Annotated in this window: 26 protein-coding genes; 15 read left to right on the top strand and 11 right to left on the bottom strand. The window is 70.7% G+C overall.

Annotation, left to right across the window (positions count from 1 at the left end; all coding sequences use genetic code 11):
• Positions 1-286 precede the first annotated feature (286 nt).
• Entirely contained in the window at positions 287-658 is a 372-nt protein-coding gene (locus OHA72_RS36080) for a DUF4259 domain-containing protein (protein ID WP_327000529.1), read from the bottom strand.
• A gap of 82 nt (positions 659-740) precedes the next feature.
• The gene (locus OHA72_RS36075) at positions 741-2,879 is read right to left on the bottom strand and encodes a winged helix-turn-helix domain-containing protein (RefSeq protein WP_327000528.1); all 2,139 of its coding nucleotides are present in this window, start codon (positions 2,877-2,879) and stop codon (positions 741-743) included.
• 351 nt (positions 2,880-3,230) lie between these two features.
• Here OHA72_RS36075 and OHA72_RS36070 point away from each other — a divergent pair, with 351 nt between their 5' ends.
• The 3 genes from OHA72_RS36070 to OHA72_RS36060 all read left to right on the top strand — a co-directional run bounded on the left by OHA72_RS36070 (position 3,231) and on the right by OHA72_RS36060 (position 6,951).
• On the top strand, positions 3,231-4,757 hold the full coding sequence (locus tag OHA72_RS36070) for a GAF domain-containing protein (protein ID WP_327000527.1): 1,527 nt from the start codon (positions 3,231-3,233) through the stop codon (positions 4,755-4,757).
• Positions 4,758-4,841: 84 nt separating this feature from the next.
• On the top strand, positions 4,842-6,095 hold the full coding sequence (locus OHA72_RS36065; RefSeq protein ID WP_327000526.1) for a hypothetical protein: 1,254 nt from the start codon (positions 4,842-4,844) through the stop codon (positions 6,093-6,095).
• 43 nt (positions 6,096-6,138) lie between these two features.
• Positions 6,139-6,951, top strand: coding sequence for a VOC family protein (locus tag OHA72_RS36060; RefSeq protein ID WP_327000525.1), 813 nt, complete (start codon positions 6,139-6,141; stop codon positions 6,949-6,951).
• A gap of 38 nt (positions 6,952-6,989) precedes the next feature.
• On the opposite strand, the gene OHA72_RS36055 is transcribed toward OHA72_RS36060, so the two are convergent.
• Positions 6,990-7,181 (bottom strand): hypothetical protein, encoded by a 192-nt coding sequence (locus OHA72_RS36055; protein ID WP_327000524.1) that lies wholly within the window; start codon positions 7,179-7,181, stop codon positions 6,990-6,992.
• Positions 7,182-7,257: 76 nt separating this feature from the next.
• Between OHA72_RS36055 and OHA72_RS36050 the strand changes: the two genes are divergently transcribed.
• Both OHA72_RS36050 and OHA72_RS36045 read left to right on the top strand, forming a co-directional pair.
• Positions 7,258-8,469, top strand: coding sequence for a sensor histidine kinase (locus OHA72_RS36050; RefSeq protein WP_327000523.1), 1,212 nt, complete (start codon positions 7,258-7,260; stop codon positions 8,467-8,469).
• The gene (locus OHA72_RS36045; RefSeq protein ID WP_327000522.1) at positions 8,466-9,095 is read left to right on the top strand and encodes a response regulator; all 630 of its coding nucleotides are present in this window, start codon (positions 8,466-8,468) and stop codon (positions 9,093-9,095) included. Before OHA72_RS36050 ends, OHA72_RS36045 begins: the two co-directional genes overlap by 4 nt.
• A gap of 102 nt (positions 9,096-9,197) precedes the next feature.
• Here the strand turns inward: OHA72_RS36045 and OHA72_RS36040 are convergent, their stop codons facing one another.
• The 3 genes from OHA72_RS36040 to OHA72_RS36030 all read right to left on the bottom strand — a co-directional run bounded on the left by OHA72_RS36040 (position 9,198) and on the right by OHA72_RS36030 (position 10,881).
• Complete coding sequence (locus OHA72_RS36040; protein WP_327000521.1) at positions 9,198-9,452, bottom strand: hypothetical protein; 255 nt, start codon at positions 9,450-9,452, stop codon at positions 9,198-9,200.
• Positions 9,449-9,700, bottom strand: coding sequence for a hypothetical protein (locus OHA72_RS36035; protein WP_327000520.1), 252 nt, complete (start codon positions 9,698-9,700; stop codon positions 9,449-9,451). The genes OHA72_RS36040 and OHA72_RS36035 overlap by 4 nt, the downstream gene beginning before the upstream one ends.
• A gap of 473 nt (positions 9,701-10,173) precedes the next feature.
• Positions 10,174-10,881: a cellulose binding domain-containing protein gene (locus OHA72_RS36030; protein ID WP_327000519.1), complete on the bottom strand. Its 708-nt coding sequence runs from the start codon at positions 10,879-10,881 to the stop codon at positions 10,174-10,176.
• A 329-nt stretch (positions 10,882-11,210) separates the two neighbouring features.
• Here OHA72_RS36030 and OHA72_RS36025 point away from each other — a divergent pair, with 329 nt between their 5' ends.
• Positions 11,211-11,543, top strand: coding sequence for an ArsR/SmtB family transcription factor (locus tag OHA72_RS36025; RefSeq protein WP_327000518.1), 333 nt, complete (start codon positions 11,211-11,213; stop codon positions 11,541-11,543).
• Between the two features lie 49 nt (positions 11,544-11,592).
• On the top strand, positions 11,593-12,687 hold the full coding sequence (locus tag OHA72_RS36020; protein WP_442788373.1) for an IS630 family transposase: 1,095 nt from the start codon (positions 11,593-11,595) through the stop codon (positions 12,685-12,687).
• Between the two features lie 706 nt (positions 12,688-13,393).
• On the opposite strand, the gene OHA72_RS36015 is transcribed toward OHA72_RS36020, so the two are convergent.
• Together OHA72_RS36015 and OHA72_RS36010 are read right to left on the bottom strand one after the other, a co-directional pair.
• Positions 13,394-13,627 carry a helix-turn-helix domain-containing protein gene (locus OHA72_RS36015; protein WP_327000516.1) on the bottom strand — a complete coding sequence of 78 codons (234 nt, stop codon included), beginning with the start codon at positions 13,625-13,627 and terminating at the stop codon, positions 13,394-13,396.
• Positions 13,628-13,958: 331 nt separating this feature from the next.
• Positions 13,959-14,342, bottom strand: coding sequence for a VOC family protein (locus OHA72_RS36010; protein WP_327000515.1), 384 nt, complete (start codon positions 14,340-14,342; stop codon positions 13,959-13,961).
• 235 nt (positions 14,343-14,577) lie between these two features.
• Here OHA72_RS36010 and OHA72_RS36005 point away from each other — a divergent pair, with 235 nt between their 5' ends.
• The 5 genes from OHA72_RS36005 (at position 14,578) to OHA72_RS35985 (ending at position 16,972) form a co-directional block, all read left to right on the top strand.
• A complete protein-coding gene (locus tag OHA72_RS36005; protein ID WP_327000514.1) occupies positions 14,578-14,925 on the top strand; it encodes a hypothetical protein in 348 nt (115 codons plus the stop codon).
• Positions 14,922-15,818: a MerR family transcriptional regulator gene (locus tag OHA72_RS36000; protein WP_327000513.1), complete on the top strand. Its 897-nt coding sequence runs from the start codon at positions 14,922-14,924 to the stop codon at positions 15,816-15,818. The genes OHA72_RS36005 and OHA72_RS36000 overlap by 4 nt, the downstream gene beginning before the upstream one ends.
• Positions 15,815-16,264 (top strand): MerR family transcriptional regulator, encoded by a 450-nt coding sequence (locus OHA72_RS35995; RefSeq protein ID WP_327000512.1) that lies wholly within the window; start codon positions 15,815-15,817, stop codon positions 16,262-16,264. The genes OHA72_RS36000 and OHA72_RS35995 overlap by 4 nt, the downstream gene beginning before the upstream one ends.
• Positions 16,261-16,575 (top strand): mercuric ion transporter MerT, encoded by a 315-nt coding sequence (locus OHA72_RS35990; protein WP_327000511.1) that lies wholly within the window; start codon positions 16,261-16,263, stop codon positions 16,573-16,575. The genes OHA72_RS35995 and OHA72_RS35990 overlap by 4 nt, the downstream gene beginning before the upstream one ends.
• 64 nt (positions 16,576-16,639) lie before the next feature.
• On the top strand, positions 16,640-16,972 hold the full coding sequence (locus tag OHA72_RS35985) for a YnfA family protein (protein WP_327000510.1): 333 nt from the start codon (positions 16,640-16,642) through the stop codon (positions 16,970-16,972).
• A gap of 71 nt (positions 16,973-17,043) precedes the next feature.
• On the opposite strand, the gene OHA72_RS35980 is transcribed toward OHA72_RS35985, so the two are convergent.
• Positions 17,044-17,475 carry a MarR family winged helix-turn-helix transcriptional regulator gene (locus OHA72_RS35980; protein WP_327000509.1) on the bottom strand — a complete coding sequence of 144 codons (432 nt, stop codon included), beginning with the start codon at positions 17,473-17,475 and terminating at the stop codon, positions 17,044-17,046.
• A gap of 81 nt (positions 17,476-17,556) precedes the next feature.
• On the opposite strand from OHA72_RS35980, the gene OHA72_RS35975 reads away from it, so the two are divergent.
• Positions 17,557-18,483, top strand: coding sequence for a zinc-binding alcohol dehydrogenase family protein (locus tag OHA72_RS35975; protein ID WP_327000508.1), 927 nt, complete (start codon positions 17,557-17,559; stop codon positions 18,481-18,483).
• A gap of 180 nt (positions 18,484-18,663) precedes the next feature.
• Here OHA72_RS35975 and OHA72_RS35970 read toward each other — a convergent pair whose 3' ends face one another.
• Both OHA72_RS35970 and OHA72_RS35965 read right to left on the bottom strand, forming a co-directional pair.
• Positions 18,664-19,857, bottom strand: a complete 1,194-nt coding sequence (locus OHA72_RS35970; protein ID WP_327000507.1) for a flavin reductase — start codon at positions 19,855-19,857, stop codon at positions 18,664-18,666.
• Positions 19,858-19,898: 41 nt separating this feature from the next.
• Entirely contained in the window at positions 19,899-20,627 is a 729-nt protein-coding gene (locus tag OHA72_RS35965) for a TetR/AcrR family transcriptional regulator (RefSeq protein WP_327000506.1), read from the bottom strand.
• Positions 20,628-20,968: 341 nt separating this feature from the next.
• Here OHA72_RS35965 and OHA72_RS35960 point away from each other — a divergent pair, with 341 nt between their 5' ends.
• Together OHA72_RS35960 and OHA72_RS35955 are read left to right on the top strand one after the other, a co-directional pair.
• On the top strand, positions 20,969-22,108 hold the full coding sequence (locus tag OHA72_RS35960; protein WP_327000505.1) for an LLM class flavin-dependent oxidoreductase: 1,140 nt from the start codon (positions 20,969-20,971) through the stop codon (positions 22,106-22,108).
• Positions 22,109-22,188: 80 nt separating this feature from the next.
• Complete coding sequence (locus tag OHA72_RS35955; protein WP_327000504.1) at positions 22,189-23,394, top strand: ABC transporter substrate-binding protein; 1,206 nt, start codon at positions 22,189-22,191, stop codon at positions 23,392-23,394.
• The last annotated feature ends 2 nt before the right edge of the window (positions 23,395-23,396 follow it).

The following is a 23,396-nucleotide window of genomic DNA, read 5'->3' as shown; positions in this document are numbered from 1 at the left end:
GCCGCGCACGGTGCCGTCGCGCCGAGTCGGATGTCCGTGGATGCCTTGCGGGCGTGGTCGAACGGCGCCGCGACGTTGTGCCTGTGCGCACCGACGACAGGCGCAGGTCGCGACGCTTCGGACCGTCGGGCGGCAGCGCTGCCGACCGGCCGCCACCTCGCCCTCAGGCCAGCGAAGACCCGACCAGAGAGTATACGTCATACGTATGGTGAGCAAGCCTTTGAATATGGACATACATCGCTACGATCTGGCCGTGGTGGAAGCCAGGACGGCGAACGGCTTCGGGCTATTCCAGCAGCGGCAGGAGCGGCTCGGCCGAGCCGCTGGACGCCTGTAGTTGAGCGCGCAGGCCACGGACCACAGCGAAGGCGGCGTCGGGGTCGCTGGCCTCTTCCCACAGCTCGAACCATTCCGAGTCCGCGGCCAGGACCCGGTCCAGGGCACGGACCGCCAACGCGGGCAGATCCGCCGATACCTTCACCCGGTCGCCGTCGATCAGGAAGTCGGGAGCGTACGACGACGTCAGCGGCACCCCGCCAGGCAACTGCGAGACGATGACGGCAGCGGCGGCGCTGGCCCGCCCACCCTCGCGGGAGTCCAGAAAGCCGGTCTCCTCAGCGGCATCGCGCGGCGCCTGGCCGATGTCCCAGGTCCCCATGCAATGCCTCCCGGCTCACGATGTCCCGCGACTGTAGCGTCCGACCGCGTCACCGGGCGGATGACCGGTGAGGGCGTCCGCGTCAGAGCAGTCCGAGGTCGGCCGCCTTCCGTACCGCGTCGCGGCGGCGATGCACGTCGAGCTTGCGATACAGGCTGCTGATGTGGGACTTGACGGTGTTGGCGGTGAGGTGGAGACGTGCACCGATCTCGACAACCGTGAGCAGGCTGTCGAGCTGGGCCAGGACGGCCAGTTCGGCGTCGGTCAGTCTCGCCGCCGGTGCGGTCGATCGGCGGGTGACGGCCGGCACGGTCCCGGTGGGCGTCGCGTCGTGGGTGCCGCCGCCGCGCAACCGGTCGAGCAGGAACGGCCGCCGGATCCCGGCCGGCACGGCGAGGCACCGCGCCAGGCTGCGCAGGTTGACGGCGTGCTGGCGGTCGCCGGTCTGTGCGGCTGCCTCGGCGAGCAGGAGCAGGGCATCGATGCGGTGTGGTACCGGTTCGCCGGCATGCTGGACGAACGGCTGCAATGCCGCGGCGGCGCGAGCGGCATGTCCCCGGGCAAGCAGCAGTTCCGCGTCGAGGAGGCGGCGCGCGGGGACGGTGATGTCCGCCGCGTGCGTTGCCGCGTGCCGTTCGGCGTCGGTGCGGTAGCCGTTGGCGAGCAGCAGCTGGGCATGCAGCAGGTGCAGGCCCGGCGGTGGGGTGTCGGTGTGGATCAGCCTGTAGGTCGTGTGCAGGGCCGCCTGTGCGTGGCCGCGTTGCTGTTCGATCATCGCACGGAGCAGGTTTTCGGCCGTGTTGAGCGGGCCGTCGACGTGCCACAGGTCGACGGCCAGGTCCGACAGCTGGTCGGTGGCGGCATCGAGCTCGTCGCGTTGCACGTGTACTGCGGCGAGCACGATGCGGGCCCAGCCGTCGTCGTGTGCGCCGGCGACACCGTGGTCCTGGAGGATCCGGCGGGCGAGCGAGGCTTCGTGTGCGGCCGTGTCGAGGTTGTCGAGGCGCAGTGCCGCGGTCGCGGAGTGTCGCAGCGCCCGCGCGTAGGGGGCGGGCCCGAGTTTCTGGGCGGCGCGCAGCCATCCGGCGACGGCGGCCCGTGCCTCCGATGGGCGGTCGTCGTGCAGTGCCAGGATGACGGTCGCAGCGCGTTCCTCGAGACGTCCCGCGTCGAGGTGCGCGGCGTCCGGCGCAGCAGCGGCGGCCGCCGCGGGCCGCCGCGCGGCGTGGCGTTCCTGCGCTCCGGAGACGGCGATCGGGGCGACCCAGGTGTGCGGGGGCCCCGGTGTCAACGCGACCTGTGCTCCTGCGGCGACGATGTCCACGTGGTACCTGTCCGCGAGTTCGGCTGCACGGGCGTGATCCTGCGCGGCGGCGGCATGATGCACGGCTTCCCGGTAGCGGCCGTGGGCGGCGTACCAGTGGCTGGCAATGCTGTGCAGGGTGCGTAATCGGCCCGGTTCATGGCGCTGCATGTGGCTGTAGAGCGCGATGCGCCACAACCGGCGGTACTGGTACCAGCCGCGGACGCCGACGTGGACCGCGAACATCGCGTCGCGGGCGAGTTTCCGCAACAGGTGCGCGGCGTCCGCCCGGCCGGTCAGGGCGGTGAACAGGGCCGCGCAGACGGTCTCGACCGTGCTGGTCTCGTAGACCGCACGGCGATCCTCGTCGGACAGGTGCACCAGGACGTCACCGACGACATAGTCGTGCAGCGTCGGCGCCGTGACGAGCAGTTCCTGGAGGTGATGCTCGGTCCCGACGGGATCACCGGCCATGCTCGTGGCGGCGATGACGACACCCGCGGCCCATCCGCCGGTAACGGCGAACACCTCGGCGACGACGTCCGGGGGCAGGCTGCCGTAGCGGGCGCAGACCTGGGCGGTCTCCGTCTCGGTGAGCGCGAGCGCGGACTCGCCGATGACCTTGGTGCCGGTCGCTGCCGCGGCGGTACGCAACCGCGGCGGTATCCAGCGACCCGCCAGCGCCAGCCGCGGGCCCGCCGGGGCAGCGAGCAGTCCGATGATCTCATCGAGCTGCGGCGCGCTGGCGTGCTGAACGTTGTCCACCACGACAAGGCCGTGCGCACCGGGCGGCGTCACGCTCGACGGTACCGGCGCGGCGGTACAGCCAAGATCACGGAAATGGGCGCTGGGCTGCTCGGCGGACCAGGTCCGGACCAGTGCGGTCTTGCCGGCGCCGGCCGGCGCGGCCAGGAGCACGGACCCGTGCCGGACGATGGCGGTCAGCGCATCGTGCAGGCGTGCACGGCGAACATGACGTGCCGCCGCGTGACGCGGCGCATTCTCGAAGTCCGGCATTACCGACGACCTGGGACGAGTGTCTTCCAGAGGTCGCCATGCCAGGTGCTACCACGACTCGGCAATGTCTTGGACCTCCGACCTATACTGACGTCCCTGTTGCCCACCGACGGTGACCGTGTGTACATGTCCCTCGCCACCCTGCCGCATTGACGGAGCGTGTGTCCAGCTTCAACACATCGTCAGTCGCATCTCCGCCACGAGAACCACCGAAACCCCGATGTCTGCTGCGACCGGCATACTCGATCCTGGATGTGGGCACCCCCGGCGGATTTCTGCCCGACAACCGGGCAGGCCACAGACCGAACAAAAGGGGGGCCGGTGAACGTCAGGGCAGCGATGCACGCCACCTATCCGGTGCAGACCGCGGCCGCCGTGCGCGAACCCATGAGACTCCGGGCAGTGGCAGCACTCGGGGAGCTGACCGCCGACCCCTGGTGCGACGACCTCGTCACGTCGGTCCGGGACGTCATGGGTGCGCCGGTCGCGCTGGTGTCGATCGTCGGCCGGCACCATCAGCGCTTCCCCGGCGCGTGCGGGCTGCCCGAGCCGTGGCAGCGGCACCGGAGCACACCGTTGACGCATTCGTTCTGCCAGTACGTGGTCGGCTCGGGCCGCCCGCTCGTCGTCGCCGACGCCCGCAGGCACCCGGTCCTGCATGACAACCAGGCGATCGGCGACCTCGGAACGGTGGCCTACGCCGGGGCGCCCATCGTCACCGCCACCGGCCAGATCCTCGGGGCGTTCTGCGTCATCGACGTCCGCCCCCGGATCTGGACCGGCGAGGAGCTGCAGAAGGTCGTTGCCTATGCGGCGCAGTGCGGCAAGCATTTCAGCCGCCCGGCAACGGCCTCGACGAGCCGGACCGCAGCACGGGCCCAGCCGACGCCGCCGACGCCCGATCCCGTCAGCAGGACGCACCCGGAGCCTGCCGGCCGGCCCGCGCTGTGGAACGCAGCCGCCGCGCTGCCGGGACTGCAACTCGACGCGCGCCCCCCGCTCCGTTCGATCCGCGACGAGGTGGTGCTCACCGGGCGACTCCACGCCGAAGCCGTCACGATCAAGATTCGCATCGCCGACACCCCGCGGGCCCGCAGGCGCTTCAACCGACGGATCGACACATATGTGGCGTTCGGACCGGTGCCGCCGCCCGTCGTCAACGGGGCGTACAGGTGGAGCGACAACGACCGGCTCCTGGTGCTCAGCGGCGGCCCGGGCACATTGCTACGGACCGACGGCGACACCGGCGGCCCGCTCACGCCCTCACAGATGCGCAGCGCGATCGCCGCGGCCGTGCACCTCTCGACGTGGCAGCCCGATCCGCCCGACGCAGCGGTGTGGCAGGTCGACTATCACCGCGCGATCGACGAACGCCGCCGGGCAGGAGCCTGCACGGACGACGACGCCCTCCGGCTGCACGATCTGGTCCAGCAGTGCGGGTCGGTGCGGACGTTCGCGCACGGAAACCTGTCGCCGCTGTACCTCAAGCAACTCCCGTCCGGCCGGGTGACGCTGATCGGTTTCGACCGGGCCGGGATGTACCTGCCGGGCAGAGACCTCGCCACGCTCTACCTCGCCCTGTCCCGTGACGACCACACCGGGCACCACCGCATCATGCGCCGGGTCACCGAAGTCGACGTCCTGGAACCTTTTGCCGTCAACCTGTTCCTCGCGGTCACCGGCGTGCCGCCGATCGGCCCCGGACGCGCCCGCTGGGCCGCCTTCTGGCACGCCCGCAAGCTCGCTCACCAACTGTTGCACGACCTCACCCGCAGCTGACCTGCACGACGGCGCCCAGCAACGCCGGTGCGTCTGTCCGTTGTGGACGGTGTCGACCTTGCGCAGGGCCGTTACGCTGCGCGCGTGACCGACCTCTTCATCGCGGCTGTGATCGAAGCAGGCTGGTTCGTCGCATATGCGGCAACGCTGTTGCTGACTTGGCCGCCACGGCCGAATCGCCTCACGGCCGATGCCTCGCTCCCGCCCGCGACACAGGTCATGCTGGCGATGCGGGTCAAGGACTGGGTTGTCCCGGCCGTGAACGCCACGTATGCGAGCATGATGCGCCGGGGCTGGTTTGCCGGTCACGGCAATCAGGTCAGGCTCGGGCCTGGCGACGGCCGGCCGCTGAGCCTCGGCGAGGAGCAGGTGCTGCGGCACGTGTCCGCAGTGGTAGGCAAGAGTGCCGAGCAGTCAGCGCCGCTGCACGTGCTCCACGAAGGCCCAGGCGCGGCGGAGAACTGGGAGGGCTTCAGCAACGCCGTCGTCGGGGACGCTCGCAGTCGTGGCCTGATCCGTGACCGGATAGCCGCCCCTGTGTACTTCCTGCTCGTCGCCGGCGGCTCGCTGGCCCCGGTGACCTACGCCCTGACCGCGCTGGAGGGCGACACCCGCCTGGCGGTGGGCATTTGCGCCTTCCTGTTCAGTGGCGGGGCACACGCGTGGCTGCTCCAGGCGACGCTGAGGAAGCTCGTCCTGACCCGCGCCGGAGCGGCCGTCGCCGGGCCGTCCGGCCAGGTGCACGACAGCCCGCTGACCGCCTTGCGGGACGACGGCACCGGCTGGGTCCACGACGACCGGGGTGGCTGGCGGCAGTGGCGGATCCAGGAGCCGCCGATCATCCGGTTCAGTGCCTGGCCGGTCTGGATCGTCTACGGCGCCGCGATCCTGTGGACGGCCGGCCTGCTCAGCGTCGTGTCCAACTCCGACAGCTGGGACCTGGGCGACCTCGCCATGCCCCTGCTCTACGTCTACTTCGGCGCTCTCGGGCTGCGGCTGCTCGTGGGGCTCTGTCGCGCCGCGCTGATGCGGCGACGGCGGCACGACTTCGAGCGGGCCCGCACGCACGTCGAAGGGGTCGCCGTGCGCAAGTTCACCCGCACCTACTCGGTCCCCGACGCCGATGGCAGCCACGAGCAGACGGACCATCACGTCGTCGTCTACAGCGGATCCGGTGATATGGCCCGGGACTTCGTCGTCGGCGAGCGCGTCTACGACACCGTCAAAGAGGGACAGACCCGGATCCGGGCACTGCCCGGATGGCAGAGCCGCACCCCGGACCAGTTCGAGGTGCTGCCCCAACTCCTTCGACCTGAGACAGGTGCGGACAGGGGCTGACCGGATCCCGGCCTACGGTCGCAGGTGAGGAAAGGAGTCCGCCATGACCGTTACCAGGACCTACCCGCACGGCGTGACCTGCTGGGTCGACGTGACGCAGCCGGATCTGCCGGCCGCCGCACGGTTCTACGGCGAGCTGTTCGGCTGGGCGTTCACCGAGGTGGCCCCGCAGTACCGCATCGCCTCCCTCGAGGGTCGCGACGTCGCCGCGATCGGTGCGGCGACCGGCGTCGCGGCCTGGCACACCTATGTGGCGGTCGACGACGCCGACACGAGTGCCGCCGCCGTGGTCGCGGGCGGTGGGACCGTCGAGGAGCCGCCCGCCGAGGCGGGGCCGGGCGGCAGGATCGCCGCCTGCACCGATCCGGCCGGTGCCCGGTTCCGGCTGTGGCAGGCTCGCCGCCGTCCCGGTGCCCAACTCGTCAACGCGCCCGGCACCTGGAACTTCAGCGACCTGCACACGCCAGACGGTGACGCCGCGCTGGCGTTCTACGCGCCGCTGTTCGGCTGGAAGGCCGTGGACGTTCCCGGCGCCGGGGCCATGCTGCAGGTGCCCGGCTACGGCGACCACCTCGCGGCCACGGTCGACCCCGACATCCACCAGCGGCAGGCGTCCGCGCCGCCCGGGTTCGCCGACGTCATCGGCGGTGTCGTGCCGGTTGCGGCCGGGGAGGCGGCGCACTGGCATGTGACGTTCAGCGTCGCCGACCGGGACGGCAGCGCCGCCGAGGCCGAGCGACTCGGCGGCACGATCGTCGCGGCAGGTGAGAACCTATGGACCCGGCATGCCCTGGTCCGCGACCCGCAGGGCGCCCGGTTCACGCTCAGCCAGTTCACGCCGCCCGACAGCTGGTAGCGACCGTGGACGTCAAGACACCCGTGAGCCGTCGGTGGTCACCCCGCCCGGTCGCCGTCGCTGTGCCGGGTGATCAGGATGCCGCGCAGCGTCCAGAGCCCGCCGAGGACGACGGCGCCGACGATGGCGGCCGGTGCGACGGCGGCGTCGAGGGCGCCCAGCAGGCCGATCAGGAGACCGTAGAGGATCGAGAGCACGACCAGGATCCGTGCCGACGTCTTGGGATTCATGCCGGGGAGCCTGACACGGGGCGCGTTGCCAGCGGCAGCCGTCGATGGAACCAGTCGTGACTCCTACGACAGTCGGATGCGTACGGTCGTCGCGGGCTGGGATGCTGTGCCGATGGCCAGCCGCTCCGACAGCCCCGACCCCGGCGTCGACGAGTGGCAGCGCGCCAGGGGCTGGCACGTCGTGTTCGGTGTGCTGGCCGGGCTGACCGGTGTGCTGATCGCTGCCGATGACGGCCTCGGCCCGGCCCGGCGGTACGCAGCGTTCGCCTTCCTGGCGGCGTTGTGCGGCTGGTACGCGGTGGCCGGTGGGCGGGCGCTGCACCGCGATCCCCGCACGGGCGGCCCGGCGTATGTGGCAGTGGCGGTGGTGCTCACCGTCGCGCTGTTCGCGGCAGCCCCGGTCGGTGCGGTCATGCTGTTCCTGCTGTACCCGCACATCTGGGCGCTGCTGCCGATGCGGCAGGCCGTCGCCGCCACCGTGCTCGCCCTCGCCGCGACGGCCGCGGCCATGGTCGCCGACGGCACGGCGACGCCGGAGGCGGTGCTGGTCATCACCGGCGTCGGCCTGGTCGTCGCGCTGGCGCTCGGGACCTGGATCACCCGGATCATCGAGCAGAGCCGGCAGCGGGCGCAGCTGGTCGCCGATCTCGCTGCCACGCGGGCCGAGCTGGCCGAGGTGAGCCGCCGGGCGGGTGCGATGGCGGAGCGCGAGCGCCTGGCCCACGATGTGCACGACACGCTCGCCCAGGGCTTCACCAGCGTGCTGCTGCTCCTGGCGGCGGCGGAGACGGCGCCCGACCTCGCCATCGCCCGGCATCACATCGACCGGGCCCGCAGCACCGCCCGGGAGAACCTCGCCGAGGCGCGGGCACTGATCGCCGACCTCGCCCCGCCGGCGCTGCACGGCGGGTCGCTGCCCGGCGCGCTCGGCCAGCTCGTCGACCGGCTGGCCGGTGACCTCGGCGTGCCGCCCGCGCTGACCGTGCTCGGCTGCCCGCGGGTGTTGCGCGCCGACCAGGAGGTGGTGCTGCTCCGGGTGGCGCAGGAGGCGCTGGCCAACGTCCGCAAGCACGCCGACGCCGGTCACGTCGGCGTCGAGCTCGACTACGCCGGCGCGTCGGTGACCCTGCGGGTGACCGACGACGGCCGCGGGTTCGATCCGGCCGCCGTCACCGGCGGCTTCGGCCTGCCGGGCATGCGCACCCGGCTGGCGCAGGTCGGCGGCGCGTTCACGGTCCGCTCTGCGATGGCAGCGGGCACCACGATCGAGGCCCGGTTGACGTCGTGAGCCCGGTACGGTTGCTGATCGTCGACGACCATCCGATCGTGCGCGAGGGCCTGCGCGCGGTCCTCGGCACCGAGCCCGACATCGACGTGGTGGGCGAGTGCGGCTCGGGCACCGAGGCGGTGCGGCTCGCCGCCGACCTGCGACCCGACGTGGTGCTCATGGACCTGCGCCTGCCGGACCTCGACGGGGTCGAGGCCACCCGTCGCATCGTCGCGGCCGGCTCGGCGGGCGTGCTCGTCCTCACCACGTACGACACCGACGGCGACATCGTCCGCGCGGTCGCCGCCGGTGCCACCGGGTACCTGCTGAAGGACTGCCCGCGGCAGGAGCTGACCGCCGCCGTCCGGGCGGCCGCCCGCGGCGAGACGGTGCTCGCCGCGACGGTCGCCGCGAAGCTGGTCACCAGCGTCCGTGGTGGCCGTCCGGCGCTCACGCCCCGCGAGCTCGACGTGCTGCGATGCATCGCCGCCGGCCGGTCGAACCCGGAGACCGGACGGCTGCTGTTCATCAGCGAGACCACCGTGAAGAGCCACGTCACCCGCATCTTCGAGAAGCTCTCGGTCAACGACCGGACGGCCGCCGTCACCGTCGCGATCGCCCGCGGCATCCTGGCGCCGCCGGCCTGACGGCGGCCGGCTCCCCCACCGGATCCGGCCATCCGTCGAACGCAACGGGCGTGCGAGCCCAGGTCCGCACCGACAGCTCACCGACGACGCCGCAGTTCCAACTCAGTATTTGAAGGTGCCGACCAGCTCGGTGAGTTCGGCGCCGGAGCGGCTGAGCTGTTCAGCGACCCGACCGGCGTCATGGCTGTGGGTGCGGGTCTGTGCGGTCGCTTCGGCGACGGCGGTGATGTTGTCGGCGATGCTGGTGGTGCTGCCGGCGGCCTCGGCGGCGGAGCGACCCATCTCGTTCGTCGTGGCGGACTGTTCCTCGACCGCGCCGGCGATGGTGGTCTGGTAGTCGCTGATCGTCGCGATCACCCGGGCGATCTCGTCGCGACCGCCACACCGCAGAGCACGACCGCGCCGAGCAGCACCAGCAGCACCGTGTACGACCGCGACGCCCGCCGGTCGCTGGCCTTGTCGGCCTCGGCGATGTCAGCCTTCGCCAGCGTGACCGCGTCGGCGAACGCCTGCTCGTAGGACTTGCGCAGATCACGGTTGGCGCCGTTGGACAGCACCAGCGCCGCCGACCGGTCGGTCTTGAACAGCGCGATCTCACCGTCCAATGCCTCGTTGAACCGGTCCAGGCGGGTGCTGATCTCCTCGACCGCCGCGCGTTGCGCCGCGGTGGGGCATGCAGGCGGGCCGTGTCCAGACCTGCCAGTTCCGCGGTTCGCCGGCCGCGCGCCTCGGTGGCGAACTTCTCGTCACCGCTGAGCAGGTATCCCCGCTGGTCGTTGGCGGCCGACTTCGCCGCCAACGCCGCGTCCGACAGCCCGGTCAGGTACGGCACCGTCCGGCCCGACGTGCGTTGTTGCGCGTCGCGCAGGTCGCCGACCACCGACAACGCAAACCCGGTCACCCCCGCGGCGATCAACACCAGTACGCCGAACGCCACACCCAGATGCGTGCGCACCGACGTGCGCGACACCACCGAACGACCGGCAACCGACTCAGCGCTCATGCCGCTCGCTTCGGCACCGCACCGACCGACCTGAGCAATATCAGGCGCTCGCCCTGCTCGCTGACGGGCTTCCGTTCACCCCACGCCGAACGCGACGGACGCCTGCGCGGACCGTGCCGGGTTCCCGTTGTCGAACGCCGTCGCGGTGACGGTGTGCGTGCCGGAGGGCAGGCCCAGCACGTTCCAGGTGTACGGCGGCGCGGTGTCCACAACTTGGAGCACGCCGTCGACGTGGAACTCGACCCGGGTGACCGCCCCGCCGGATTCCGGGTCGTAGGCGGACGCGGCGAGCGGTATGGCGGCGCCGACCGGGAACATCTGGCCGGCCGTCGGCGAGGACAGGAACACCTGGGGTGCGGCGGCGTTGACCGGGACATTGCACAGCGTGCCGTTGAGCGTGAACGCCGTGGGGTCGAGGTTGACCGGGAGGGCCGTGCCGACGAACCCGGCCGAGAGCGAGACTCCGGTGGCGAGGCTGCTGTTCCAGGGCGAGTTGCTGGTCACTGTCACCTGGTTGCTGCCGGGCGGCTGGTTGAAGGTCACCGGCCAGCCATTGGTGATCCGCTGTCCGGTGGGAAAGGCGAAGGTGAGCGTCCAGCCGTTGGTGATCGGGTCACCGGTGTTGACGATGTCGATCACGCCGGCGAAGGGAGCGGACGATGTCTTGCGGTAGAACACCTTGCAGCCGGCGGCCGCGTACGCCGGACCGGAGACGGCGACGACAGCACCACTGAGGAGGGTGGCCAGCCCGGCCAGAGCTGCGAGCCTCTTGTACACCTTCATGCCGGTCCCCTCGCTCGCATCGCAATCCGTCGATGCGCAGAGGATACGGCCCGCAGTCGCGGACACGGTGGCGCTGATCGCGTCCTTTTTGGTATCCGCCACCGGGGTGAGGCTCTTCAGGCTGGTACGTACGCGGTCCGGCCGCGGCAACGCGTTCGGGTCACAGCGCGCTCGATTGTGGAAGTTCCACCCCAGCGGCTGTCGCGGGATCCTTGCAATTTTGAAACTGTTCATGGTTCTGATCGGGCCCGACTCTCGGTACCACTGGTTCGGGCCGGACGACTGCTAATCTGTGATGCTGGAGCGCTGGCCGGAGGTGGGGTGCAACAATGTCGGTGCCGCTGTATCAGGCCAAGGCAGAGATGTTCCGGACGCTCGGCCATCCGGTCCGGATTCGGGTGCTGGAGCTGCTGCAGGACGGGCCTCGCCCGGTCCGGGACCTGCTGGCCGAGATCGACGTCGAGGCGTCGAACCTGTCGCAGCAGCTCGCGGTGTTACGGCGGGTCGGGATCGTCACGTCCTACCGGGACGGTCCGCTGGTGATGTACGCATTGAGCACCCCCGACGTGGCGGACCTGCTCGCCGCCGGCCGCAGAATCCTCGGTTCGCTCCTCACCGACCGTGACAGCCTCCTGGTCGAACTTCGCTCACGCGGCGACTAGTGTCACGTGATCCTGGTTGCGTTATGTCGGGTGGGTCGTTGATGCTGGTGTGATGCTGACGGAGGCCCAGGCCGCGGAGTTGCGGGCGGTGATCAACAGTCGGGATGTCCCGGCGGTGGTGGCGACCCGGGCGCGGATCGTGTTGTGGATGGCGGAGGGCCGCCGCCGTAAGGACGTTGCCGGGTTGGCCGGGGTGTCACTGCCCACTGTGGACCGTTGGGTGCAGCGGTACACGGACAACGGGTTGGCCGGGCTGGAAGACGGTTCCCACGCCGCGCCGCGGGAGCAGGTCCCGGCCGCGGTCCGGGCCCGGATCCTGGCGTTGACCCGTGCCACGCCGCCGGTGGAGACCGGACTGTCGCACTGGTCGTCCCGGCAACTGGCCGCATACCTGAAGCGGGCCGAGGGCGTGTCGGTGTCCTGGCACTACGTCGCGAAACTGTGGCGGGACAACAAGCTGCAGCCACACCGGCAGGGCACCTTCAAGCTGTCGAGAGATCCCCGCTTCGCCGAGAAGGTCGCCGACATCGTCGGGCTCTACCTCGACCCGCCCGGCGGCGCGGTCGTCCTGTCGATCGACGAAAAAACTCAAGTCCAAGCCCTGGACCGGACCCAGCCGTTACTGCCGCTGGACTTCGGGGTGACCGAGCAGCGCACCCACGACTACCGACGGCACGGCATCACCAACCTGTTCGCCGCCCTGGACGTCGCCACCGGGCAGGTCACCGCCGACTGCCAGCCCGTCCGCGACGGCGCCCGGTTCCTGGCCTTCCTGCGCAAGGCCGTGAAACCCCACACCGGCAAAGAGATCCACGTGGTGCTGGACAACCTGTCCACCCACGGCACCCCCGAGGTCCGCGCCTGGCTGGCCGCGAACCCGAACGTCACGTTCCACTACACCCCGACCGGCAGCAGCTGGTTGAACATGATCGAGATCTGGTTCGGGCTGATCACCCGCCAGTCCATCCGCCGCGGCACGTTCACCTCGGTCAACGCCCTCATCGTCCGCATCCGCGACTACGTCGCGCACTGGAACACCGAAGCCAAACCCTTCACCTGGACCGCCACCGCCGACGAGATCCTCGCCAAGGTCCGCGGGATCCAGACCAACATCAAGCAACTCGTCGACAACAACGCGAAGTAGCAACACCAGAATCACGCGACGCTAGGCGGACCGTGCCGCGTCGAGCCGATTGCCCAAATCTTGGAGAAGAGCGTCGTACCGATCGGGTGTCAGCCACGTGCCTCCATCTCGCAGGGCCGATCCGAGGAGCACATACCTTACGCGTTGGATCGGGGTTCGGACTCGAGTTCCGTCTGTGAGCTCGATCCAGAGCCTCCCTGGGACGAGGATGTCCGGCGCGGTGTAGAACCGCAGCACCCAGTCCCAGGTGAAGGTACGTGTCCGATGCACCCATCGAATACGTACTCCTGCATCGGACACGACCAGGCCGGTTCGCGCCAACCGCCACGCGATCGTGAGCCATGTGCCTAGGAACGGCGGAACGATCAATACCCCAGCGACGGTTGCGCCTCGCCAGTGCGTTGCCATCATGAACGTGACGACCGCGGTGAAGGCCGTACCGAAGAGCGCCAGGCCGTACACAAATGGTCGCCAAGGGTCGATATACGGCGTCGTCCAGTTCGCCACATGACCATCATGTCAGTGATCGTCCACGCAGGACATCCGTCGGTCCCTGCCCGCTGCGGTCTCCAGCGCCCGTACGTATGCGGCTTCCTCGTTTGCGGCGTATGCACCCTTCGCCGCCAGCCGGGCTGCAACTCGGCGGGCCATCGGCAAAGTTGACACGGCGCCGCGCTTGGCGTAGCTCAGGTGAAAATATCCGCATTCAGGCAGCGTCCGAAGGTGTTGTTACTTCGCGTTGTTGTCGCCCGTTGTCCGTGTACCGCTGCACCCAACGGTCCACAGTGGGCAGTGACACCCCGGCCAACCCGGCAACGTCCTTACGGCGGCGGCCCTCCGCCATCCACAACACGATCCGCGCCCGGGTCGCCACCACCGCCGGGACATCCCGACTGTTGATCACCGCCCGCAACTCCGCGGCCTGGGCCTCCGTCAGCATCACACCAGCATCAACGACCCACCCGACATAACGCAACCAGGATCACGTGACACTAGACGTATCCCGCCGGTGCCCTTCAGGCAATATCCACGCAGGGCCGGACGAACAAGCATGGCGTCGTCCGGCACAGCAACGCGAGGATGATGGCGCCGCGAAATGAGCGCGCCGGTGTTCGCCGATGACACGGCTACACGTCGATGCTCGTCTCGATGCGGCGGAGTTGGTGGCGGGCCATGACGAGGTTCGCGCGTGCCCGTCGCACCCGCTGTGCGACGCGTCGCAGACCTCCGTCGGGACGATCAAGGCAGCGAGCACCAATGTGTTGACTTTTTCAAGTGCGCAACTGATCAGGGGCATCGGACACGCCCGGCCAGTGGGCGTCAGGGTCGTCGCGCATGACGCCGATGAAGTTGCCCTCGGTGTCGGCGAGGCAGACCAGCCAACCCGCGCCGATCAGCGGCATGGGCGGCACCAGGATCTCGCCCCCGGCGGCGACGGCGGCCTGTGTCACCGCGTCGAGGTCGTCCACGTGGACGGCGGGGAAGGTGATCCCCTCGTCCGCGGCGGCACGCACTCGCGGGTCATGACTCGGGGTGATGACCCAGCAGCTTCGGCCATCACCGGTGGCCAGCGACCACCCGAAGACCTTGGTGTAGAACGCAGCCGCACGCTGCGGGTCTGTCGCGTAGATGCGCAGAAACACCTGCTGGCCCACGCCAACCTCCTGCGCGCTTCCCCGCGACCGCACCGCGGGCCCTGCCACACGAATGATTTATCAGTTGATAATGTCTGCAACTCCTGAGGTGTGCAATCGTACGCCCGGAGGGACACCCGGGGTGCCATTCGTGGGCGACGGCCCCGCTGGACTTGCATCCGGTACCCAGGTACAGGCTTACCGTCATGGTGACGGCGCCGGTGCGGCGCTGCGATTCCTGTTCAAGGAGCCTGTGATGTCGTTCGTGGTTCCCGACGCGTGCACCCTGCCCACGGTCGAACGCCCGCTGCGGCTGGCCGAGTTCGACGACCTGTTCGCCACGGCGGTACGCCAGGTCGACCCGGTCACCCCGACGCACGCGCGGATGCGGTTGACCGGCGGGGCCGGGCTGGAGGCGACGGTTCGTGACCTGACGGCCCGGGAGACCGCGTGCTGCTCGTTCTTCGCCTTCACGGTCACCCGCGAACCGGCGCAGGACGGTGAGGCGTTGACGCTCGACGTCGAGGTGCCGCCCCAGTACGCCGACGTGCTTGCCTCGCTCGCCGAGCGGGCCGGCGCCGTGTCGTCAGGACGGGCGTCGTGACCGCGCCGGAGCTGCTGGAGCTGCCCGAGTTTGCGGTCCGCTCCGGTGTGCCGGCCGACCGGCTGCGGCACTACGCCGAGGCGGGGCTGCTGCCACCGGCCGGCCGTGACGGCGACCGGTTCGGCTATCCGGCCGGTGAGGTCGAGTTCGTGCGGCTGCTGACCGACGTGGAGCAGCTCGGCGTCACCGCCGAGGACCTCGCGCAGATCGCGGCCGCCTGGCGCGCGGGAGCGTGCGCCGGAGCGCAGCAGCAGCTGATCGCCGCCCTCACCGCCCGCCTGGACACCGTGCAGGCCGACCTCGCCGCGTCCGCGCAACGGGCCGCCGGCCTCGGACCCGGCACGGCACGATGGGCGGACACCACCAAGGCCAGCGTCATCGGTTACGAACACGCCGCCCGCCTCCAGGCAGTCATCACCGCACTGGCGGGGACCCCGCACCTCGGGCCGTGCGGTGACGGCTGCGGGTGCCGGACGGCACTGGCCGCGCCCGGCATCGCCTACCAGTTCCCGGTCGTCGACAACGGGCAGGCCCTCGCGTGTGATCTCGCCGCCGACGGCGGGGACGTGCACAACCGGATCGGCGTCTGGCAGCAGGTCCTCGCCCGCGTGCAACGCCGTGATCCGGTGCCCGACGCCGGCGCGGCGGTGGCGCTGCGGTTCCCGCTCGACGCCGACCTCGCCGCGACCATCGCCCGGCTCGTCGCCGCCGAGTACCGCTGCTGCGCCTTCGGCAGCTACACCGTCGTCGTCGACCACACCGGGCTCCGCCTGGAAGTCCGCATGCCCACCGAAGCCGCCGGCCAGCTCGCCGCCGTGTTCGGCCTGCCCGACCCACCGGAACACGCCGTGCAGTCCGAGGGCGCCCGAGCGATCCCGAGAGCCGCGCGATGACCTCGCCGGACGGGGCCGGGTTGCGCACCGGCGAGGTCGCCGAACGGGCCGGCGTGAACATCCAGACGCTGCGGTACTACGAGCGCCGCGGCCTGCTCACCGAGCCGGCACGTTCCATCGGCGGACACCGGCTGTACCCGCCGGACACGGTCGCCCTGCTCACCGTCATCAAGGCGGCACAGCGGCTCGGCTTCACCCTCGACGAGGTCGCCGAGCTCCTCGACACCGGCCGGCGCCGCCATCCGACAGCCGGCCTGCGCCAGCGCGCCATCGACAAGATCACCGAGATCGACGCGAAGATCGCCGACCTCACCGCCATCCGCACCACCCTGACCGAGGTCGTCGACGCCCGCTGCGACAGCCTCACCAACTGCACCTGCGCCGACTGCCCGATCCCGTTCCTCACCATCGGCACCGCCACCCACCCGGACGGAGCACCTGCATGAGCCACCCTCTCCAGACGCCCACCCACAGGCACACCACCACCCCGCCGGTGGACACCATGCCGCCGACGCGGAGCAAGGTCACCGGAGGGCTGGCCGCGCTCGCCTGCGCCGCATGCTGCGCGATCCCGCTGCTCATCGCCGCCGGGGTGCTCACCGGCGCCGGCGCGGCGATCCTGGAGAAGACGCTGCTGGCGGTGTCCGCCGAGCTCGCCGTGCTCGCGCTGGGCATGTGGTGGCTGCACCGGCGACGCAACGCCCAGCGCGCCGCCACCGCCGGCTGCGGATGCGGTGGCGGGGGTTGCGGCTGCTGAAACACCGGCCCGTGGTGCGGCACCCCGCCGGGACCGCACCACGCCGGTGTGCTGCCATACGCCCATGACGATCATCCGATCCATCCTGCTGTTCGTGCTCGCGGCGATCGCCGAGATCGGCGGCGCCTGGCTGATCTGGCAGGGCGTCCGCGAACACAAGGGCCTGCTGTGGATCGGCGCCGGCATCGCCGCCCTCGGCGCCTACGGCTTCGTCGCCACACTCCAACCAGACGCTAATTTCGGCCGCATCCTCGCCGCGTACGGCGGGGTCTTCGTCGCCGGATCCCTCGCATGGGCGATGGCGTTCGACAGGTTCCGGCCCGACCGCTACGACCTCATCGGCGCCGGCATCTGCCTGCTGGGGGTCGCCGTCATCATGTACGCGCCACGCGCTTGAGGTGCTGACCGGGCTACGACCAGGTGCCGCCGGACCAGCCGGCGCTGGACCCGAGATGCAACCTCCGGCGCTCAGCGCGCGGCGGCCGGGTCCAGGAGGGGTTCGAGCAGCCGGAGGAGCTGGACGCGTTGCTCGGGTCGCAGCCGGCTCAGCTCAGGAGCGAGCGCGTCCCGGACCTCGACGTACAGCCGTTGCGTGAGGTCGCGGCCGGCCGGGGTCAGGAACACGTCGACGGCCCGGCCGTCGTGCGGGTTCCTGTCGCGCGCCAGCAGTCCCCGGCGTTCGGCGCGGTCGATCAGGCCGGACATCGTCGACTTGTCCAGACCCAGGTACGCGGCCAGTTCGGTGACGCGGGGACGCCGGTCGCGCAGGATGCCGAACACCCGCAGCTGCGTGAGGGACAGGTCGTTCTCGGCGCCGATGCGGGTGAGCACGCCGGTCACCTGGAACGTGCTGCGGACGAGGGCGTCGACCAGCGCGTCCAGGGTGTCCTCGGAGGTCATGCCGCAATGCTAGTTGACATAGTTGGTATTACCAACCATGCTGGAGATTGTTGGTAATACAAACTATCTACGGAGGCCCTCATGCACGCCGCAGTCCTGACCGCGTTCGACGCCCCGCCGATCTACCGCGACCACCCGGAGCCCGTCGCGACCGACGACAACGACATGGTCGTGGAGGTGCTTGCGGCAGGCCTGCACCACCTGACCCGGGCAAAGGCCAACGGCTCGCACTACAGCAGCACCGGCGCGCTGCCCCTGGTGCCCGGCGCCGACGGCGTCGTGCGCGATCAGTCCGGGCAGCTGCGCTACGCCGCCCTCGACGACACGAACCTCGGGACGTTCGCCGACCGCACCGTGATCGACGTCCGCCGCAGTGTGGTGCTGCCGGAAGGCGCCGACCCGGTCCGGATCGCCGCCGCGATGAACCCCGGGATGTCCTCCTGGGTCGCGCTGCGGCGCCGCGTCCAGTTCACCCCCGGCCAGCGCGTCCTGGTCATCGGCGCCACCGGCAACGCCGGCCGGATGGCGGTACAGGTGGCGAAGCTGTTCGGCGCCGCGCATGTGATCGCCGCCGGGCGTGACGCGGCACGCCTGGCCGCGCTGCCCGCCCTGGGCGCGGACGAGACGTGCACGTTCGATCGGATCGACCGTGCCGCGGACGTCGACATCGTCCTGGACTACGTCTGGGGCGAGCCCTCCGCCAACGCCATGATCCCGATGCTCACCGCCCGCGCCGACCGCACCGCACCGCTGACCTGGATCCAGATCGGGTCGATGGGCGGCCGGACCGCACCGGTCCCGTCGGTCGCGCTGCGCTCGGCCCGGCTGCAGATCGTCGGCAGCGGCATCGGCTCCGTCCCGGCCCAGGACTTCATCAAGGAACTGCCGGGCCTCGCCGCCGCGGTGGCGCAGGGCGCGATCGACGTGCGGGCCCGCGCGGTGCCGCTCGCCGAGGTCGCCCAGGCCTGGACCGCCGACACGGACGACCGCATCGTCCTCGTGCCGTAGCGCAGGCTCAGGCGCAACGGCGAAGTCGCCGACCTGGCCGACCTCCATGATTGCCGGCGTCGTGGAGCCGGCCGGCGCGCGGGTGCGTTCCTCGCCGTCGACGCAGCCGGCTTCCTGGTGCCGGCCGCTCTCATCGCGGGTCTCCGGCGGCGGCTGTGCCGCCCGCCGTCGACGGCGGGCTCAGTCCCGCCGGGGCGCCAGGCCGAGCGTCCGCGTCGCCTCGTCGGCGCAGCCCGTGACGGCGGCGATCGCGTCCCGGACGACCTGCGGCTTGGCCTTGAAGCCGAAGACGGTGAGCGCCAGGACCGGACCTCCGGCGCTGTCGAAGACGGGTGCGGAGATCACGCGGGCCTGGGCCAGCACATCGTCGGAGAGCTCCGCGGGTTCGTAGTCCAGGGAGGCCACCAGGGCGTCGAGTTCCTCGTTGGGCACCGTGCCGGGTTCGGCGGCGAGTCGCTCGAGGGCCGCGGCGAAGCGCCGATGGCCCTCGCTGCCGAGGCCGATGGAGAACCCGCGCTGCCGGATGCGGGCCAGCGCCCGGATCTCGGCCTCCTGTGAGTCCGGCGCGAATCGGGCCACCCACGCTTCCTGCTCCGTGTCGGGCGCCCACGCCTCGAAGATCGAGGGGCCGTGCGGCCGGAAGGGCAGGCGCTGCCCGACCAGCGTGGTGGGCTGCGCCGCGGCCGCCGCCGAGGGCGGGTCGAGCTGCCCGATCACGACGACGCTGTCGTTGACCGGTGCGGTCACCAGGCAGCGCAGTCCGCGGTCGGGCAGCTCCTGCGCGATCGAGCGGATGAGTTCGAAGTGGCGCAGCGGGCGGGTGAGGCGCATCTCCGGGTCATAGGCGGTCAGGGTCAGCGGCGAGAAGCTGCCGTAGCCACTGCGGAAGAACAGCAGGGGCAGTTCGGTGCTGGCGGTGTCGAGGTGCTGCACCTGGGCGAGCGCGATCTTGTGGTCTCCGGCGTCGTGCACGGCGACCGGGACGCAGTCGATCCAGGCCACCGCGCCCTCGATGATCGGGGCGCCGGATGGTGCCGGCCGCCAGGCGATGCCCTCGAACCGCTGCCGCAGCGGTGCCGTCGCAATGCGGCGGCACACGTCGGACTGGTGGGCGGCGAGGATGTTGACGCACCAGTTCCCTGCCCGCTGCAGATGCGGCCAGGTCTCGGAGGTGACGCTCGGGTAGAACCCGACCAGCGGAGGGTGCATCGACACCGACGAGAAGGAGCCGACGACCATGCCGATCGGCGGGCCGTCCTCCGGCTGGGCGGTGATCACGCAGACGCCGGTGGGGTACTGCCCGAGCACGTAGCGGAACCAGGCGGGGTCGTCGGCCGATCCGGCCGGCCGGTGGGCCGTGGGCTGCAGCGACATCTTCGTCCTTTCCATCGGGCCGGGGCGGGGGCGACGAGAGCTCACCCGTCTGCGGGCCGCACTTCGCGGTCCTCGCGCAGCCCGATCGCGTCCGCCCACAGCATCGTCAGGTGGTCGATCACGCCCTCCGGGTCCAGGGGCGGGTCGGGCGGGTCGGCGATGAAGGCGTCGTAGCAGTACGCGCTCACCATCAGGCTCATGGCCCGCGCCGTCTCCTCAGGGTCGAGGCCCGGCCGGATGTGTCCGCTCTTCATGCCGCGGGCCAGGGACCGCGCGAAGGAATGGCGGAAGTTGCCGACCCATTCGCGGCGCAACTCGGCCAGCCGCGCATCGCTGTGGCTGGCGGTCTCCCAGAGGCCGAAGAACTCGCGGTTCTCCCACTGCGTCGTCACGATCGCGCTCACCGCACGGCGCAAGCCGAGGCGGCCGGTCGCGGCGTCCCAGTAGTCGGCGCCGAGGTTCAGCATGCGCAGGGCGCTCTCGCCGGCGAGCGTCGCCACGATGTCGTCGCGGTCGGCGAAGTACTGGTAGACGGTCCCCAGGCTCACGCCGGACTGCTGGGCGATGTCGCCGAGGGACACGTTGGCGTAGCCGTCGCGGGCGAAGAGCTGCTCGGCGACCTCGAGCAGCTTCTTGCGGGTCCGCATGGCGCGGGGGCCGACCGGCGTCTCCCGCCCGTCCTGCCGCCGCACCGCTCCACGCAGGTCGGCGGCGACCCGCTCCAGGCGCCTGCGGCGCGCCGCATCCGGCTCGTCAGGCAGATCCTGCATGCCGCCACCCTCCGTCGCCCGGCTTCTCACTGAATGCCGGTGAACCATAACGCCATCGTGTGCGGAACGCCACACTGAATCTGAATAGATTCAGGTAGTTCTCGGAGCCCGCCGCCCCCGCCCAGTGCATCGAGTTCCGTGCCAAACCACGCAACCGCACGCAACCGGACAGACGTGCACCGGTTTTCGTCAGACCCTTGCGCTCCCCGACTTTCTGAGTAGATTCAGCATTCACTTGCTTGAGACCGGCGTCACAGGCGCCATCCGCCGCTCTTCACTCGCGATCGACACCCGCTCATTGGGGGATCTCCATGGCTCGTCCGACGCCCATGACTTTCGGGGTGTTCATCGCCCCATTCCATGCCAACGACGACAGCCCGACGCTCACCCTGCGCCACGACCTGGCGCTCATCGAACTCGCTGACCGTCTCGGATTCGACGAGGCATGGGTCGGCGAGCACCACTCGACCGGCGTCGAGCGGATCTCCGACCCGTTCATGGCCCTGTCCGCGGCGGCCGTGCGCACCTCACGGATCCGGCTCGGGACGGGCGTCACCAGCCTGCCGTACCACCACCCGCTGATGGTCGCCGACCGCGTCGTGCTGCTGGACCACCTGAGCTTCGGCCGCGCGATGCTCGGTGTCGGGCCGGGTGCGCTCATCTCCGACGCCGACATGATGGGCATCGCGCCGGTGACCCAGCGGTCCCGGATGAACGAGGCGCTGGACGTGATCATCCGTCTCCTCGACGGCGAGACCGTCTCCGCCTCCACCGACTGGTTCGAGCTTCGCGAGGCCCAGCTGGCCTTCCTCCCCCTCAGCCCGAAGGGGGTCCCGATCGCCGTGGCCAGCACGACCTCACCGTCGGGTGTGACCACGGCAGGCCGGCACGGCGTCGGCGTCCTGTCGCTCAGCGCCGGGTTCATCGGCGGGAAGAAGGACATGCGGGCCCAGTGGGAGATCGCCGAGCAGGCCGCCAAGGAGGCCGGCACGACCATCAGCCGCGACGAGTGGCGGATGGTCGTGCGCGTCCATCTCGCCGAGGACCGTGAGCAGGCGGTCCGCGATGTCGAGCTGGGGCGGCAGGCGGAGCGGGAGAACTACTTCAAACCGGTGCTGGGCCTGGAGAACGACTACACCCTCGCCGACGAGATCGCCGACGACAGCTCCATCATCGGCACGCCCGCGGACGCCATCGCGGCGATCGAGCGGATGCTCGAGCAGACCGGCGGCTTCGGCGGTTTCATGATCATGACCCACGACTGGGCCAGCCGGGAGAAGGCGCTGACCAGCCTGGAACTCTTCGCCCGCTACGTCATGCCGCACTTCCAGGGCACGCTCGCCGCCGCGCAGCGCTCCGCCCGTGTCGTCACGCAGAAGCGGCCGTCCTACAAGCCGTTGGCCCAGGCCGCGATCAGCAAGGCGTACTCCGACTCCGGCCGGGAGCTGCCCGCCGGCGCGGACATCCAAAGCCTGCGCTGACAGATCCGTGCTGGACACCCCCTCTCCGCGACCGCATCGAGCGGTCGCGGAGACAGCTCGGCATACCCGAAAGGACCGACATGCCCATCCGTTCACTCCGCCATGTCTTCGTCCCCTTAGCCGTGGTCGCGCTCGCGGCCGGCCTCACCGCCTGCCGCGGTGAGGACAAGGCACCCGCCGCCACCGACAGCGGCCCGATCAAGATCATGCAGATCGGGACCTTCGAGAGCCCGAACCTGTCATTGACCGACGCCAAGGCGGGTCTCGACGCGCACGTGCAGTCCATCAACGCCGCCGGTGGCATCAACGGCCGCAAGATCGAGGTGCAGTTCTGCAACGACGCCTTCAACGCCAACACCGGTGCCGCCTGCGCCCGCACCGCCGTGAGTGACGGCGTCGTCGCCGTGGTCGGCGCGGCCAGTTCGCAGGCACCCGCGGCGCTGCCGGTGCTCGAGGCCGCGGGTATCCCGTGGCTGGCCGGAGCCGGATCCGGCGGCCCGATCGAGGGCACCAGCTCGGTGTCCTACCCGATCACCGGCGGCACCCAGTCGATGCAGGTCGGCATGGGCCGGCTGCTGGCCAACAAGGGCGGCAAGAACATCGCGGTCATCGTCGCCGACGCGGCCGCCGCCTACGCCGCCGCCGACGACATCGCCAACGGGGCGAAGGCGGGCGGCGCCCAGTCGTACCGCGTCCTGGCCCCCCTCGGCGCGCCCGACTTCAGCGCCGTCGCGTCCTCCGCCCTGGCCAAGACCCCCGACGCCATCGCCGTCGCCTCCACCGCGACCGACGCACCCCGGATCATCAAGGCGGTCCGCCAGGCCGGTTTCAAGGGCAACATCTCGACCCTGGCGAACATCTTCAAACCCGCCGACCAGAAGGCGCTCGGTGACCTCGCCGACAACGTGTTCGTCGCGTCGTCCGCGGTGCCCGTGTCCAACACCTCGGTCCCCCAGGTACAGCAGTTCCTGGCCGACATGGCCAAGTACCACCCGGAGGCCGTGACCGACAACGGTTCCCTCGGTACCTGGAACGCGGTCACGTTCTTCGTCGAGATCGTCAAGCGGCTGGACGGTCAGGTCTCCGCCGCCGCGATCACCGGCCTGTTGAGCAAGCTCGACAAGCCCATCGTGCTCGGCACCGTGCCCGACTACGCCGGCATCCCCAATCCGCCGGTCGTGAGCAACTACCCCCGGGTGCCCACCTTCAAGGTCTACGTGTCGCAGGCCACGGGCGGAACGCTGAAGCAGGACGGCGACCCGATCGAGCCTCTGGCCACCAAGTAACC

Origin of the sequence: Dactylosporangium sp. NBC_01737 (genome assembly GCF_035963215.1) — a bacterium.
Lineage (GTDB): Bacteria > Actinomycetota > Actinomycetes > Mycobacteriales > Micromonosporaceae > Dactylosporangium.
This window is presented reverse-complemented; position numbering and strand designations above follow the sequence as displayed.

Coding starts and splice junctions, on each gene's coding strand:
- OHA72_RS35980 (WP_327000509.1), bottom strand. CDS start 17,475: ATGACCTCCGAGGACACCCTGGACGCGCTGGTCGACGCCCTCGTCCGC.
- OHA72_RS36070 (WP_327000527.1), top strand. CDS start 3,231: ATGTGGGCACCCCCGGCGGATTTCTGCCCGACAACCGGGCAGGCCACA.
- OHA72_RS35985 (WP_327000510.1), top strand. CDS start 16,640: ATGACGATCATCCGATCCATCCTGCTGTTCGTGCTCGCGGCGATCGCC.
- OHA72_RS35955 (WP_327000504.1), top strand. CDS start 22,189: ATGCCCATCCGTTCACTCCGCCATGTCTTCGTCCCCTTAGCCGTGGTC.
- OHA72_RS36080 (WP_327000529.1), bottom strand. CDS start 658: ATGGGGACCTGGGACATCGGCCAGGCGCCGCGCGATGCCGCTGAGGAG.
- OHA72_RS35970 (WP_327000507.1), bottom strand. CDS start 19,857: ATGTCGCTGCAGCCCACGGCCCACCGGCCGGCCGGATCGGCCGACGAC.
- OHA72_RS36025 (WP_327000518.1), top strand. CDS start 11,211: ATGTCGGTGCCGCTGTATCAGGCCAAGGCAGAGATGTTCCGGACGCTC.
- OHA72_RS36060 (WP_327000525.1), top strand. CDS start 6,139: ATGACCGTTACCAGGACCTACCCGCACGGCGTGACCTGCTGGGTCGAC.
- OHA72_RS36030 (WP_327000519.1), bottom strand. CDS start 10,881: ATGAAGGTGTACAAGAGGCTCGCAGCTCTGGCCGGGCTGGCCACCCTC.
- OHA72_RS36055 (WP_327000524.1), bottom strand. CDS start 7,181: ATGAATCCCAAGACGTCGGCACGGATCCTGGTCGTGCTCTCGATCCTC.
- OHA72_RS35965 (WP_327000506.1), bottom strand. CDS start 20,627: ATGCAGGATCTGCCTGACGAGCCGGATGCGGCGCGCCGCAGGCGCCTG.
- OHA72_RS36050 (WP_327000523.1), top strand. CDS start 7,258: ATGCGTACGGTCGTCGCGGGCTGGGATGCTGTGCCGATGGCCAGCCGC.
- OHA72_RS35995 (WP_327000512.1), top strand. CDS start 15,815: ATGACCTCGCCGGACGGGGCCGGGTTGCGCACCGGCGAGGTCGCCGAA.
- OHA72_RS36005 (WP_327000514.1), top strand. CDS start 14,578: ATGTCGTTCGTGGTTCCCGACGCGTGCACCCTGCCCACGGTCGAACGC.
- OHA72_RS35990 (WP_327000511.1), top strand. CDS start 16,261: ATGAGCCACCCTCTCCAGACGCCCACCCACAGGCACACCACCACCCCG.
- OHA72_RS36015 (WP_327000516.1), bottom strand. CDS start 13,627: ATGCTGACGGAGGCCCAGGCCGCGGAGTTGCGGGCGGTGATCAACAGT.
- OHA72_RS35975 (WP_327000508.1), top strand. CDS start 17,557: ATGCACGCCGCAGTCCTGACCGCGTTCGACGCCCCGCCGATCTACCGC.